The sequence below is a fragment of the Vibrio rhizosphaerae genome (assembly GCF_024347095.1).
Lineage (GTDB): Bacteria > Pseudomonadota > Gammaproteobacteria > Enterobacterales > Vibrionaceae > Vibrio > Vibrio rhizosphaerae.
This window is the reverse complement of sequence record NZ_AP024903.1, coordinates 462,203-477,379: the sequence shown is the minus strand read 5'-3', so window position 1 is coordinate 477,379 and position 15,177 is coordinate 462,203. Positions and strand designations below refer to the sequence as shown.

Here is a 15,177-nt window from a genome sequence, read left to right as displayed (position 1 = left end):
TAATGTCAGGATTTAAAAAACATACCGGTTTAGTCGTTCCGCTGGATGCAGCGAACGTCGATACTGATGCAATTATCCCAAAACAATTTCTTCAAAAAGTAAACCGTATCGGTTTTGGCAAGCACCTTTTCCATGACTGGCGCTTCCTTGATGATGCTGGTCAACAACCTAACCCTGACTTCGTTATGAATGCCCCCCGTTATCAGGGAGCAAGTATTCTGCTGGCCCGTGAAAACTTTGGTTGTGGTTCATCTCGTGAACATGCGCCATGGGCGTTGGCTGATTACGGTATTCAGGTGATCATTGCACCAAGCTTTGCTGATATTTTTTACGGCAACACAATCAACAACCAAATGGTGCCGGTTCGCCTGAAGGAAAGTGAAGTCGATGCGCTTTTCCAATATGTTGAAGCCAATGAAGGTGCTGAAATTACCGTTGATCTGGAAGCCATGAAAGTCTCGGCAAATGGGCAAGAATACAGTTTTGAAATTGATGAATTTCGTCGCCACTGTCTTCTGAACGGGCTGGATAATATCGGTCTGACACTGCAACACGAAGATAAAATTGCCGAGTATGAAGCGAAAATCCCAAGCTTCTTAAGTTAGCCCAAATACAAAGCCATTTATGGAAGTGATAAAAAGCTGATGTATACATCAGCTTTTTCTTTATTATCGCTCTTACATCTGTATCACCAATCACCAGACGAAAAAAGCCCTGACAATGTCAGGGCTTTAAATGGGTGCTTAGCAGTGACCTACTCTCACATGGGGAGACCCCACACTACCATCGGCGCTGTTTCGTTTCACTTCTGAGTTCGGCATGGAATCAGGTGGGTCCAAAACGCTATGGCCGCTAAACAAAATTTAATCTTTCTTTGTATACTGGTGCTGATACCCAGACTCGAACTGGGGACCTCATCCTTACCAAGGATGCGCTCTACCACCTGAGCTATATCAGCAAATTGGGTAATAGCTTGTCTCTACGGGACAGTTGCTAAATAGAGTCTTACGCTGAACAGCTCCACTTAGGTATTTCTCTCTAAATAAAGTCTTACAATCAACTGCTTTATTTAGAAGTTTGTCGCTGTGCGATGAGGATTTTGAAGCGAGACGCGCAGTGTGCAAACGCACATGAGCATCGCAGCTATCAAAAGCATCAAGCTTCAGTAGACAAACTGCAAATAAAGCCTGGCGATGTCCTACTCTCACATGGGGAGACCCCACACTACCATCGGCGCTGTTTCGTTTCACGACTGAGTTCGGCATGGAGTCAGGTGGGTCCAAAACGCTATGGTCGCCAAGCAAATTCTTCAATTCGGAAAGCCGTCTTTTTTGTTCTCTACACAATCAATTTGTTCTTATTGAGCCACAAAACCCCTTCGGTGTTGTATGGTTAAGTCTCACGGGCAATTAGTACAGGTTAGCTCAACGCCTCACAGCGCTTACACACCCTGCCTATCAACGTTCTAGTCTCGAACAACCCTTCAGGACGCTTGAAGCGCCAGGGAGAACTCATCTCAAGGCTCGCTTCCCGCTTAGATGCTTTCAGCGGTTATCGATTCCGAACTTAGCTACCGGGCAATGCGATTGGCATCACAACCCGAACACCAGAGGTTCGTCCACTCCGGTCCTCTCGTACTAGGAGCAGCCCCTTTCAATTCTCCAACGCCCACGGCAGATAGGGACCGAACTGTCTCACGACGTTCTAAACCCAGCTCGCGTACCACTTTAAATGGCGAACAGCCATACCCTTGGGACCGACTTCAGCCCCAGGATGTGATGAGCCGACATCGAGGTGCCAAACACCGCCGTCGATATGAACTCTTGGGCGGTATCAGCCTGTTATCCCCGGAGTACCTTTTATCCGTTGAGCGATGGCCCTTCCATTCAGAACCACCGGATCACTATGACCTGCTTTCGCACCTGCTCGAGCCGTCACTCTCGCAGTTAAGCGGGCTTATGCCATTGCACTAACCTCACGATGTCCAACCGTGATTAGCCCACCTTCGTGCTCCTCCGTTACACTTTGGGAGGAGACCGCCCCAGTCAAACTACCCACCAGGCACTGTCCTCACCCCAGATAATGGGGCCAAGTTAGAACATCAAACATACAAGGGTGGTATTTCAAGGTCGGCTCCACAATCACTAGCGTGACTGCTTCAAAGCCTCCCACCTATCCTACACATGTAGGCTCAATGTTCAGTGCCAAGCTGTAGTAAAGGTTCACGGGGTCTTTCCGTCTAGCCGCGGGTACACTGCATCTTCACAGCGATTTCAATTTCACTGAGTCTCGGGTGGAGACAGCGTGGCCATCATTACGCCATTCGTGCAGGTCGGAACTTACCCGACAAGGAATTTCGCTACCTTAGGACCGTTATAGTTACGGCCGCCGTTTACCGGGGCTTCGATCAAGAGCTTCGCCTAAGCTAACCCCATCAATTAACCTTCCGGCACCGGGCAGGCGTCACACCGTATACGTCATCTTACGATTTTGCACAGTGCTGTGTTTTTAATAAACAGTTGCAGCCACCTGGTATCTGCGACTCTCATCAGCTCCATCCGCAAGGGACTTCACCAGCAAGAGCGTACCTTCTCCCGAAGTTACGGTACCATTTTGCCTAGTTCCTTCACCCGAGTTCTCTCAAGCGCCTTGGTATTCTCTACCCGACCACCTGTGTCGGTTTGGGGTACGATTTCTTGTGAACTGAAGCTTAGAGGCTTTTCCCGGAAGCATGGCATCAATGACTTCATCACCTTGGTGACTCGACATCGTGTCTCAGCCTATCGTAGAGCCGGATTTGCCTAACTCTACAGCCTACGCACTTGAACCTGGACGACCGTCGCCAGGCCCACCTAGCCTTCTCCGTCCCCCCATCGCATTCACAACAAGTACGGGAATATTAACCCGTTTCCCATCGACTACGCCTTTCGGCCTCGCCTTAGGGGTCGACTCACCCTGCCCCGATTAACGTTGGACAGGAACCCTTGGTCTTCCGGCGAGGGGGTTTTTCACCCCCTTTGTCGTTACTCATGTCAGCATTCGCACTTCTGATACCTCCAGCAGACTTTACAATCCACCTTCAACGGCTTACAGAACGCTCCCCTACCCAATATACAAAAGTACATTGCCGCAGCTTCGGTTTACAGCTTAGCCCCGTTACATCTTCCGCGCAGGCCGACTCGACTAGTGAGCTATTACGCTTTCTTTAAATGATGGCTGCTTCTAAGCCAACATCCTAGCTGTCTGAGCCTTCCCACATCGTTTCCCACTTAGCTGTAATTTGGGACCTTAGCTGGCGGTCTGGGTTGTTTCCCTCTCCACGACGGACGTTAGCACCCGCCGTGTGTCTCCCGGATAGTACTTACTGGTATTCGGAGTTTGCAAAGGGTTGGTAAGTCGGGATGACCCCCTAGCCTTAACAGTGCTCTACCCCCAGTAGTATTCGTCCGAGGCGCTACCTAAATAGCTTTCGGGGAGAACCAGCTATCTCCGAGTTTGATTGGCCTTTCACCCCTAGCCACAAGTCATCCGCTAATTTTTCAACATTAGTCGGTTCGGTCCTCCAGTTGATGTTACTCAACCTTCAACCTGCCCATGGCTAGATCACTCGGTTTCGGGTCTATATCCAGAGACTAAACGCGCAGTTAACACTCGCTTTCGCTACGGCTCCCCTAATCGGTTAACCTTGCCACTGAATATAAGTCGCTGACCCATTATACAAAAGGTACGCAGTCACCCCACAAAGGAGGCTCCTACTGCTTGTACGTACACGGTTTCAGGTTCTATTTCACTCCCCTCACAGGGGTTCTTTTCGCCTTTCCCTCACGGTACTGGTTCACTATCGGTCAGTCAGGAGTATTTAGCCTTGGAGGATGGTCCCCCCATCTTCAGACAGGATATCACGTGTCCCGCCTTACTCGTTTTCACTCTCATAACGCCTTCGGTTACGGGGCTATCACCCTCTATTGCGTGCCTTTCCAGACACTTCACCTAACGTTATCAAAGCTTAAGGGCTAGTCCGATTTCGCTCGCCGCTACTTTCGGAATCTCGGTTGATTTCTTTTCCTCGGGGTACTTAGATGTTTCAGTTCTCCCGGTTCGCCTCATTAACCTATGAATTCAGTTAATGATAACTGCTGCTGCAGTTGGGTTTCCCCATTCGGAAATCGCAGACTCAAGTGGCTCTTACTGCCTCATCTGCGCTTATCGCAAGTTAGTACGTCCTTCATCGCCTCTGACTGCCAAGGCATCCACCGTGTACGCTTAATTACTTAACCATACAACCCGAAGAAGTCTTTTTTGCTTGGTCTTTTTCCCTGAATACGGCGTTAGCATCGAAGGCTGCTTGGTTGCTATCAGACGATAGCGCCCTGCGACATCCTTCTTGCTGCCTTGTCTCAGGCAAAAATCCTCAGCGCAAAAACCTAAGGGTTGATATCATCAACTAATTAGGTGTCACACAATATTTTATACATGAGTGTGTGACTTGGTTTTGCCGGACTCAATTTGAATACACAATTGCCTGTGTATTCCCAAGAACACTTGATTGTGTTGGTCTTTCTCTTTCGAGAAAGTATTGAGAACTTTTACAAATAATCATCTGTTTCCAAAGAAACAAACATTATTTTGTCAGCTTTCCAAATTGTTAAAGAGCAAAATGTACGCTTGAGCATTCAAGCCACACTTTCTAATGACTTTCAGCGCCACAACATCGCACCACATCGGTTAAACCGCTGGTCTGAGTTTGCTGAGCCAAAAATAGTTAGAAAGTGGTGGGCGATACCGGGTTCGAACCAGTGACCCCCTGCTTGTAAGGCAGGTGCTCTCCCAACTGAGCTAATCGCCCACTTTCAGGCGTCCCTCAAAAGAGGAAAATGGTGGGTCGTACAGGATTCGAACCTGTGACCAATTGGTTAAAAGCCAACTGCTCTACCAGCTGAGCTAACGACCCGGACTTCTCAAAAGAAGTGGTATCCCGTAGGGGAGTCGAACCCCTGTTACCGCCGTGAAAGGGCGGTGTCCTAGGCCTCTAGACGAACGGGACATTGTCTTGCTTAATGACCTTTCATCCGAAAAATCACATCGCAACGCGCTCTGTTATAAACCAAATCAATCTGTGTGGACACTCATCCAAAATATCTTTACGTAAGGAGGTGATCCAGCGCCAGGTTCCCCTAGCGCTACCTTGTTACGACTTCACCCCAGTCATGAACCACAAAGTGGCAAGCGTCCTCCCGAAGGTTAAACTACCTGCTTCTTTTGCAGCCCACTCCCATGGTGTGACGGGCGGTGTGTACAAGGCCCGGGAACGTATTCACCGTAGCATTCTGATCTACGATTACTAGCGATTCCGACTTCATGGAGTCGAGTTGCAGACTCCAATCCGGACTACGACATACTTTTTGGGATTCGCACACTCTCGCAAGTTAGCCGCCCTCTGTATATGCCATTGTAGCACGTGTGTAGCCCTACTCGTAAGGGCCATGATGACTTGACGTCGTCCCCACCTTCCTCCGGTTTATCACCGGCAGTCTCCCTGAAGTTCCCACCCGAAGTGCTGGCAATCAAGGATAAGGGTTGCGCTCGTTGCGGGACTTAACCCAACATTTCACAACACGAGCTGACGACAGCCATGCAGCACCTGTCTCAGAGCTCCCGAAGGCACACCAGAATCTCTTCCGGCTTCTCTGGATGTCAAGAGTAGGTAAGGTTCTTCGCGTTGCATCGAATTAAACCACATGCTCCACCGCTTGTGCGGGCCCCCGTCAATTCATTTGAGTTTTAATCTTGCGACCGTACTCCCCAGGCGGTCTACTTAACGCGTTAGCTCCGAAAGCCACGACTCTAGGTCACAACCTCCAAGTAGACATCGTTTACGGCGTGGACTACCAGGGTATCTAATCCTGTTTGCTCCCCACGCTTTCGCATCTGAGTGTCAGTATCTGTCCAGGGGGCCGCCTTCGCCACCGGTATTCCTTCAGATCTCTACGCATTTCACCGCTACACCTGAAATTCTACCCCCCTCTACAGTACTCTAGCCTGCCAGTTTCAAATGCAACTCCGGGGTTAAGCCCCGGGCTTTCACATCTGACTTAACAGACCACCTGCATGCGCTTTACGCCCAGTAATTCCGATTAACGCTCGCACCCTCCGTATTACCGCGGCTGCTGGCACGGAGTTAGCCGGTGCTTCTTCTGCAGCTAACGTCAAAATGCAGCTCTGTTAAAACTACATCCTTCCTCACTGCTGAAAGTACTTTACAACCCGAAGGCCTTCTTCATACACGCGGCATGGCTGCATCAGGCTTGCGCCCATTGTGCAATATTCCCCACTGCTGCCTCCCGTAGGAGTCTGGACCGTGTCTCAGTTCCAGTGTGGCTGATCATCCTCTCAGACCAGCTAGGGATCGTCGCCTTGGTGAGCCATTACCCCACCAACTAGCTAATCCCACCTGGGCATATCCTGACGCGAGAGGCCCGAAGGTCCCCCTCTTTGGTCCGTAGACATCATGCGGTATTAGCCATCGTTTCCAATGGTTATCCCCCACATCAGGGCAATTTCCCAGGCTTTACTCACCCGTCCGCCGCTCGACGACGAGAAAGCAAGCTTTCTCTCGTTTCCGCTCGACTTGCATGTGTTAGGCCTGCCGCCAGCGTTCAATCTGAGCCATGATCAAACTCTTCAATTAAAGTTTTGGTGACACGATGTGTCGGCTCAATGAATACTGCTTTTTGTCTCTGCTTTAAAAGCAGAAGCAAAAAGTGACATTACATAAGTAATGTTGAATTGACTGTGCTCTTATTGAATGACAGTTACCTGCATCCAACTTGATTTGGTCACTCGATTCATTGATAAAATCTTTTTGGATATTTATCGACGAGTGCCCACACAGATTGATTGGTCTATATTGTTAAAGAGCTTTCTTCACAACGTTCTCCGTTCGAAGTGGCGGCCATTCTAACGGGATAAAATTTAGAGTCAAATACTTTTTAGAGATGTTTTAGATTTTTTTCTGATTTGCTGTTTTTTCAAGCACAACTATTGTTCTTCATTATCAAAAAAGTACGAAATCCGCGAACGAGGGTTCAGATATTCACGGACTTTATCCGGTAATTTTGCCGGTAAAATGACATTAACGATCGTTAATTCTTTCTCAGCCAAATCAACAATCGGAGCTTCTGTTCTTGGCACGGATGGGTCATAAATAAGAACACTCGGATAGAGTAAATCATTTGAGTTAATCGAAATCACCAGCCCGACCATTTCATTTGATAACTGCACAATCGTACCCGGTGGATAGACCCCCATAAACTTCACTAAGATACTTAAGTTATCAAAATTGTATAAATCACGGCAGTTTTTATACATATGAGAGAGCGCCGCATAAGGAATTTTCTGTTCACTCACAATATTGCCATGGCACAGTGAATCAAAAGCGTTTGCAACGGCTATAATCTGCGCCAGTTCATCTATATCATCCCCTTTCAAGCCGTCAGGATAACCGGAACCATCCATATGCTCATGATGCTGGCCAATCACCCGTTTCGCACTCTCGGGAAAACCGTCAATACCATTGGCAATATCAATCCCATAACGTGTATGTTGCTTCAGATAGTTTTTCTCCGGTTCAGTGAGCGGCGTCTGTTTCCGGACAATCGCAGCCGGGACTTTAATCTTGCCAATATCATGAAACAGCGCAGCAAAAGCTAACTCTTTGATCTTTTCTGCATCAAATCCTTTCACTCGGCCAATCATCATCGCAATCACAGACACGTTCAGTGAATGAAAATAGATATCTTCAAACTCACTTTTGCTGTTCATCAGGTGAAGAGTCACACTCTCTTCAGCCAATAATTCATCAACAACATCTGCCACTAATTGCGAGGCTTCCTCCACAGCATCTTGCGGACGGTTGCGAATCTTATTCATCACACTTCGAATCCGTGCCAGAGAACGTTCGAATTCTTTTTCACAACGAACCACACGACGGCGGTAGGCTTTCAGCTTATCGATTCGACTTTCTTTCTCTTCCCAGAGTTTTTTCGCCTCATCATCGATGGCAGACTCATCCTCTGAGGGCATTGGACTATCATTCTCTTCAGTTGCCAAAGTTTGCAGAGGCAATGGTTGTGTATCACTTTGAGCCGGATTCAAATAAACATGCTGAATACCAAGATGCTTAATAATTTTAATCTGATCTTGGTTCTTAATTTTAAAGCTATTAAGCAGAAACGGGTGATCATTCCACTTCACAGGCAAGCGGATATGTAACCCCGGCTGTAATCTGTCTACTGTAATTTTTATATTTGCCACAATCGAATTAATACTCTCAATCTGTAAGAACTATCCATGACTTTTACATTGTAGATGTAACAGTGTGCAGGTGCATACGATTCACAAGTCAGTCTGGTATTCGTCGACCAGAACACTAGCGAATCAATAAAACAACGCTCTACTGTATGATAAAAAACTCAATAATTAAAAGGAATCAGAATCACATAATTGATGTAATTTGAAAAAATAATCAAGCAAAAAGTACAGTTCAACAGGGGAATAAATGAGTGGCAGATTCGATTAATGTGGTGTGGTGCATATGCACAACACCACATAGATAGGAAAAGGGAAGCCTCAGCTTCCCTATAAAGAATAGAGTTTATCCTTCAACGTTCAGCACTTTTTGTGTACAAATATGCCCAAGAGTTACCCCCATGACCGTCTTATAATCTCCAACACCAAATGGCGTTCCCGGTACCTCAATTTTCCATACTCCCGTATCAAAACCGGTTCGGTAAGTCACTTTATGATTATAAACATAAGCTGTATGAACCACTTCTCTTTCCAACTCACAGTTATTCCGCCCGACGATGATCGTCCCTCGAGCAACTCCTTGCTTATCCGTATAAGCACTGTCGAGAGAAGGATTCCATACCACGTGGTATCCATCACGTTGAAAGTCATATTCATATAAATTCAAGTCATACAGGAAATTTACTTGCGCATTTGCTGCTGGTTGTCCAGTTGAATCAGTAAGCTTCGCTTGCCAAGTTAATTTATTATACACCTGAGTGGTAAGAAAAAGCCCAGCTGGCCCCCTGAGCACATTGGGAAGATGGCTCGTGTCTGAATACATTAGACGAACCACATCCGGCTCACCCTGAACAGAAGATGATTGCATCGATGCCACTGACGGACCGAGCAACACACGATATTGCTTACTTGCATCAACTGTTTTTGCCGGATTATGTTTAACTTGAAGGAGAAGCTGTGTCCCTTCTGTGGCAACATAGTGAGAGGTATTGTCTTCCCGCTCAACAGAGCCACTCAAGACACTTAAGCTAAACAGCCATTGTTTCGGTGAATGACTATCATCAACTTCGATATCAATTTTTTTACCTTTCTCAACCGTATAAAGGTAATAATCCAAATCGGATGCTGAATCGATATTCCCTACAATCATATTACGAGTTTCAGGTAACCGAGTTGAAGTCTGGGGCGTATCATTTGGCTCATAAGCATCGATAGCCGAATTGACCGACACACCGAACTGAATGCTGGCATTCTCAGCAGCTTTCGCTTCCATGTACCAGTAATAGTGCCCCGGTTCAACCACCGCGGAAACAACCTCATCCGCATTGCCGGGGTGATCAGACGTACCGACAATGAAAAGTTGGTCATCCGCACCATGCTTGAGCACTGACAGTTTCATATCTGTCGTTTCAGCCTGACCGACTAACAACGCCATCATTTTGGAACGCTGTTTAACCTCAAAGTGATAACAATAGACCCCATCTTTTTGCACACCACTCAATGTATATAACGATCCTGAAGCTAATGTGTCACATAAAGGGGTAACAGTATCAGGACCATCTTCAGCCGTCGCAGATAACATAAGGTTTTGCGCAGATGTTTTCGCGACATGTTCAGCTAAGCCCTCTAGTTTTCCGGCCTGTGGCTGGAGCGATACTTGATTGGAAAAATCGGGATCGGAAAGGTCGAGCTGCATCGGCACAAAGGTTTGCCGTTGCGCGGACTCAATCGGTGTGACTTGGCGACTAAGCTGTGCATAATCTGCAGATAGTAACTGGTCAAAATAAGGGGCATTTTCAACTTCAGCGAGTGCGTATCCACTGAAAATACTCGGTAATAATAAGAACCATGACAACTGCTTACGCATATTGCCTCCATAGTGAGTGAATGAAAAATAACTGTATCACCCCATATGCAACTAATTTAACCCAATTCAGTACCTTTTTTTACTTTATTTGATCATACATGTAACAACTTAAAGGTTATAAAAACAAATGAATCAATAAATGATAGTGATGAATTTTTCGGGGTTGGGATGCGTCAATAAAGAAGGAAAAAATGAAATGGAAGCAATGAAGCTGTCGGTACCGAAGTGAGATCATAGATAGCCAGATATAACAAAGCCCCGACTTTCGTCGAGGCTTTATCACTTAAATCATGGTACCGATGGGCGGACTTGAACCGCCACGCCCGAAGGCAACGGATTTTGAATCCGTCGTGTCTACCAATTTCACCACATCGGCATTAGGGGCTCCCCCTTTAGTGAGGTGAATTATACGGAAGAAATGAATCAGCGCAATAATAAAAAGTGAAAAAAAGCGAAAATTCAATTGATTGTTGATTATTTCACCATAAATGCCAATTTACTCGGTTTGCCCTCTTTTTTACCCTTGCAATAATGACTATCCTCTCGGTAACAATTTCATTGAGATATAGATAAACGATGTCACATCAACCTCATCTGCAAACTGCTGGCTTTATCCGTCGTATCGGGGCCCTTGTTTACGATACCTGTCTGATTTTATTACTGGAAATACTGGCAGCAGGCGTAATCGTTGCCATTCTTGAAGCAATGGCCGCCATTGGAATACTTCATTATGGTGACTACAAAGATGTCGGCAATTTCTTAACACACCATCCCTTATGGAGCACCATCTTTACCGCTTATCTGGCAATTATCTGGATCGGTTTTTTTGTTTGGTTCTGGACTCAAAAAAGACAAACACTCGGCATGAAAGTCTGGCGACTGGTTGTCAGTAATGAAGATGGTACGCCGATTACGATCACCCAAGCACTGATTCGCTTATTTACCTCTGGATTCGGGCTATCTAACCTGACCGTTCCGCTCGATCCTCAGAAGCGGGGATTCCATGATATTTGGGCTAAAACCAATCTCTATGTCATCCCCAAAGACAATACGTAAACTACTTATTCTAAAGCAGCCACGATTCTGAAGAATAGACTACAATTTCCGACGGAGCAGAACTAATGCAACCGAGAGAAAAACAATACTGGGGGCAACAGCCCCTATTGCCGGATGGAAGCCATATACCAGACTCAGCGGGCCAAAAAACTCACTGGAAATATAGAACGTAAACCCGGCAATCACACCTGACAGGATTCTCGCCCCCATCGTGACACTGCGCAGCGGGCCAAAAATAAACGACAGCGCCATCAGCATCATCACAGCAATCGAAATCGGCTGGGTAACTTTACGCCATAATGCCAACTCGTAACGGGACGAATCCTGTTCAGATATTTTCAGATAATGTACATAGTCATACAAACCACTGAGAGACAGTTCTTCCGGTTTGACCGTCACAACCGCTAACTTATTAGGTTCAAGTGAGGTGTGCCACGGATAAGTGGAGAACTGCTGTTTCGAGATGACAACATCATCACTCATATTGGTAATATGCACGTTCTTCATTTCCCACTGCTGGCTACTTTGCTCGTAATCAGCCTCCGTGGCAAAAACCACTTCTCGTAATTTCTTGTGCTCATCAAAACGCCAGATATTCAAACCGTACAGCTTGTCATCATTGACCTTATTAATAAAAATAAAGTCATTGGTATCTCTGGCCCATACCCCCATGCGAACAGAGAGCAGTTGACCACCAGATGTAGCAAATGCCCTTAAATCACGCGCCATTTTCTGCGCTTGAGGTGCTCCCCACTGCCCTAACAGAGTAATCACAATCATTAATGGGACGGCGGTCTTCAACACGGAAAGTCCGATATCCAGTTTAGAAAAACCGGAAGCCTGCATTACCACCAGTTCAGAGCTGGCCGCAAGCATTCCAAGACCAATCAAAGCCCCCAGCAAAGCAGCCATCGGGAAAAACATCTCGATATCACGAGGAATACTCAGCACGACAAAATACAACGCCTTAATCAGATCATAACTTCCCTGACCGACTTTTCGCAGTTGCTCTACATATTTGATGATGCCAGATAAGCCGACAAAAGTGACCAGAACTAAACTGGTCGTCGCAATGATCGTTCGGCCGATGTATAAATCTAAAATCTTAAACACGACTTGCCACCTTTCTTTGTCTGTAGCGATCTTTCAACCGGCGGACAAACACACTATCGAGGCTATTAATGAATATGGCGGTTCCCAGCAGAGCAGCATTCAACGGCCACATCCCGATACCAGATGGGATCCCACCATCTTCAATGGCGGATTTGGTTGCACTGATTGCTAAGAAATAAGTCAGATAGACTAAAATCGCCGGACCCATTTTTGCGAACCGCCCCTGTCTGGGATTTACCGCAGACAACGGAACCACCAGCATAGTCAACAATGGAATACAAACGACCAGAGAAATCCGCCACTGTAACTCAGCCTGAGCATGGCTATCCGGATTCCTCAGCAGTTCCAACGTCGGAATCGCTTCCCAGTCACGTCCTCGGTTTTCCACCTTGCGCTGGCCGATCAAGCCTTCATACTCATCGAACTTAGTCACCATATAACTGACCTGCGTCGGCACGCCTTCATAACGCGTCCCATGCCTCAAACTAATAATCTGACGGCCATCCTTGAGTTCTTTGACATTTCCTGAATCAGAAAAGATCACACTGGGCAGGATCGAATCTTTCGGCGTGAGCTGTGCAACAAACACATTCCGTAATTTCTTATCTTCGATATTGTCGATAAAGACGACAGAAGAACCATCCGGTGTGCGCTGAAAATGACCTTCCTGCAGTAAATCGACACTATTTTCAGCGGCGAGCTTATCCATCAGAAGTGCTTCACGATCCTGACTCCACGGGGACAGCCAAAGTGAATTAATCGCAGCCGCACTGGCAGTAATAATCGCCAGATACAATGCTGCTCGCACCAGAAACTTATTACCGATACCGGTGGCGTTCATGACTGTAATTTCACTTTCCGCATACAACCGGCCAAAGGTGATCAAAATACCGATGTATAAACTAAGTGGCAGCATCAACTGCCCCATCGCTGGCATATTTAATCCAACGATCGAAAAGATCAATCTGGCCGGGATCTCACCATCGGATGCATCCGCCAGAACACGGATAAATTTTTGGCTCAAAAACACTAAAAAGAGGATGAAAAAAATCGCCAATTGGCTTTTTAGTGTCTCTCGGATCAAATATCTAACGATAATCACACTGAAATTACCTATGAAAAACTTGTTTTTTTAATCGAATCACTATAATTTTTCGTTGAAACATGTATTTTTTAAAATCTTATGCCTCTCGGGAAGCTGAGTAAAAATGATTCGGATTTCGCTGTCGTTCAGCCAGTAAGAGTGCATTATCTACGATTTAGTTCTATTTGTCTTCACGATGTAGGAGTACGCATGGAGTTTAGTGTAAAAAGCGGCAGTCCAGAGAAACAACGCAGCGCATGTATCGTTGTCGGTGTATTTGAACCACGCCGACTTTCTCCAGTTGCTGAACAGCTTGATAAAATCAGCGATGGCTACATTAGTTCATTGCTACGACGCGGTGATCTGGAAGGAAAACCGGGACAGATGCTTCTGCTGCATCAAGTACCGGGCGTCCTTTCTGAACGTGTATTGCTTGTCGGCTGTGGGAAAGAAAGAGAGTTAGGAGAACGTCAGTACAAGGAGATTATCCAGAAGACGATTAGTACCCTGAATGAAACGGGCTCAATGGAAGCCGTATGTTTCTTGACCGAGCTGCATGTCAAAAGTCGGGATACCTACTGGAAGGTTCGTCAGGCTGTCGAAGCAACCAAAGATAACCTGTATACCTTTGATCAGTTTAAAAGTACCAAACCGGAAACACGTCGCCCGCTACGCAAGCTCGTGTTCAATGTGCCGACTCGTCGGGAACTGAATCTCGGTGAGAAAGCAATCAACCATGGACTGGCAGTCTCTTCCGGAATTCATGCCTGTAAAGATCTCGGCAACATGCCACCAAATATTGCGAACCCAGCCTATCTGGCTTCTCAGGCTCGCCGCCTTGCTGACGACTACACCAGCATCACCACGAAAATCGTTGGTGAAGAAGAGATGGAAAAACTCGGTATGACGTCCTATCTCGCTGTTGGGCGCGGTTCTAAGAATGAATCGATGATGTCGGTGATTGAATACAAGGGACATCCCGATCCGGCGAGTAAACCCATTGTTCTGATCGGCAAAGGCCTGACCTTTGACTCTGGCGGTATTTCATTGAAACCCGGTGAAGCGATGGATGAAATGAAATATGACATGTGTGGTGCCGCATCTGTTTTCGGAACCATGAAAGCCATCGCAGCGTTGAATCTGCCACTGAATGTCACCGGGATTCTTGCCGGCTGTGAAAACATGCCGGGCAGTAATGCATATCGCCCCGGAGATATTCTCACCACCATGTCCGGACAAACGGTTGAAGTGTTAAATACCGATGCAGAAGGACGCTTGGTGCTCTGTGACGTGTTGACCTACGCGGAACGTTTTGAGCCTGACTGTGTGGTCGATGTTGCAACCTTGACCGGTGCTTGTGTGATTGCCTTGGGTCACCACCTCAGTGGCGTGATGTCCAATCACAACCCGTTAGCCCATGAGCTTATTAATGCATCAGAGCAATCCAGTGACCGGGCATGGCGCTTACCGATTACCGATGAATATCAAGAGCAGCTGAAGAGTCCGTTTGCGGATATGGCCAATATCGGTGGCCGTCCGGGAGGCGCGATCACCGCTGGATGTTTCTTGTCCAAGTTTGCCAAAAAATATAACTGGGCTCACCTTGATATTGCCGGTACAGCTTGGCGTAGTGGTGCATTGAAAGGTTCTACAGGACGCCCTGTCCCACTGCTGGTTCAGTTTTTACTCAATCGTAGTGGACTGGTTGAAAACGAAGAGTAATAGGCAACAGAGAATCGTTGAAGACGAT

At 46.7% G+C, this 15,177-nt stretch carries 7 protein-coding genes, 5 tRNA genes and 4 rRNA genes; 3 read left to right on the top strand and 13 right to left on the bottom strand.

Annotated elements, in window-relative coordinates; genetic code table 11:
• Window positions 1–2: 2 nt before the first annotated feature.
• Complete coding sequence (gene leuD / locus OCV37_RS02180) at window positions 3–605, top strand: 3-isopropylmalate dehydratase small subunit (RefSeq protein WP_038178258.1); 603 nt, start codon at window positions 3–5, stop codon at window positions 603–605.
• A 136-nt stretch (window positions 606–741) separates the two neighbouring features.
• On the opposite strand, the gene rrf (OCV37_RS02175) is transcribed toward leuD, so the two are convergent.
• The 11 genes from rrf (OCV37_RS02175) to OCV37_RS02125 form a co-directional block, all read right to left on the bottom strand.
• A 5S ribosomal RNA gene (gene rrf, locus OCV37_RS02175) occupies window positions 742–857 on the bottom strand.
• A 25-nt stretch (window positions 858–882) separates the two neighbouring features.
• Window positions 883–958, bottom strand: a tRNA-Thr gene (locus OCV37_RS02170).
• A 227-nt stretch (window positions 959–1,185) separates the two neighbouring features.
• Window positions 1,186–1,301, bottom strand: a 5S ribosomal RNA gene (gene rrf, locus OCV37_RS02165).
• Window positions 1,302–1,388: 87 nt separating this feature from the next.
• A 23S ribosomal RNA gene (locus OCV37_RS02160) occupies window positions 1,389–4,277 on the bottom strand.
• Between the two features lie 493 nt (window positions 4,278–4,770).
• Window positions 4,771–4,846: transfer RNA gene (locus OCV37_RS02155), tRNA-Val, on the bottom strand.
• A 29-nt stretch (window positions 4,847–4,875) separates the two neighbouring features.
• A tRNA-Lys gene (locus tag OCV37_RS02150) sits at window positions 4,876–4,951 on the bottom strand.
• Between the two features lie 17 nt (window positions 4,952–4,968).
• Window positions 4,969–5,044 (bottom strand) — tRNA-Glu (locus OCV37_RS02145).
• A 102-nt stretch (window positions 5,045–5,146) separates the two neighbouring features.
• Window positions 5,147–6,688 (bottom strand): 16S ribosomal RNA (locus OCV37_RS02140).
• Together the 16S, 23S and 5S rRNA genes with 4 tRNA genes alongside form the textbook arrangement of a ribosomal RNA operon.
• A gap of 350 nt (window positions 6,689–7,038) precedes the next feature.
• Window positions 7,039–8,313, bottom strand: coding sequence for an HD-GYP domain-containing protein (locus tag OCV37_RS02135; protein ID WP_038178974.1), 1,275 nt, complete (start codon window positions 8,311–8,313; stop codon window positions 7,039–7,041).
• A gap of 340 nt (window positions 8,314–8,653) precedes the next feature.
• Window positions 8,654–10,174 carry a hypothetical protein gene (locus tag OCV37_RS02130; RefSeq protein WP_038178976.1) on the bottom strand — a complete coding sequence of 507 codons (1,521 nt, stop codon included), beginning with the start codon at window positions 10,172–10,174 and terminating at the stop codon, window positions 8,654–8,656.
• A 291-nt stretch (window positions 10,175–10,465) separates the two neighbouring features.
• Window positions 10,466–10,550 (bottom strand) — tRNA-Leu (locus tag OCV37_RS02125).
• A 200-nt stretch (window positions 10,551–10,750) separates the two neighbouring features.
• Here OCV37_RS02125 and OCV37_RS02120 point away from each other — a divergent pair.
• The gene (locus OCV37_RS02120) at window positions 10,751–11,230 is read left to right on the top strand and encodes an RDD family protein (RefSeq protein ID WP_038178978.1); all 480 of its coding nucleotides are present in this window, start codon (window positions 10,751–10,753) and stop codon (window positions 11,228–11,230) included.
• A gap of 39 nt (window positions 11,231–11,269) precedes the next feature.
• Here the strand turns inward: OCV37_RS02120 and lptG are convergent, their stop codons facing one another.
• Both lptG and lptF read right to left on the bottom strand, forming a co-directional pair.
• Window positions 11,270–12,343 carry an LPS export ABC transporter permease LptG gene (gene lptG / locus OCV37_RS02115; RefSeq protein ID WP_038178980.1) on the bottom strand — a complete coding sequence of 358 codons (1,074 nt, stop codon included), beginning with the start codon at window positions 12,341–12,343 and terminating at the stop codon, window positions 11,270–11,272.
• Complete coding sequence (gene lptF, locus OCV37_RS02110; RefSeq protein WP_038178981.1) at window positions 12,336–13,445, bottom strand: LPS export ABC transporter permease LptF; 1,110 nt, start codon at window positions 13,443–13,445, stop codon at window positions 12,336–12,338. The genes lptG and lptF overlap by 8 nt, the downstream gene beginning before the upstream one ends.
• Before the next feature lie 192 nt (window positions 13,446–13,637).
• Here lptF and pepA point away from each other — a divergent pair, with 192 nt between their 5' ends.
• A complete protein-coding gene (gene pepA / locus OCV37_RS02105; RefSeq protein WP_038178984.1) occupies window positions 13,638–15,149 on the top strand; it encodes a leucyl aminopeptidase in 1,512 nt (503 codons plus the stop codon).
• Window positions 15,150–15,177 lie beyond the last annotated feature (28 nt).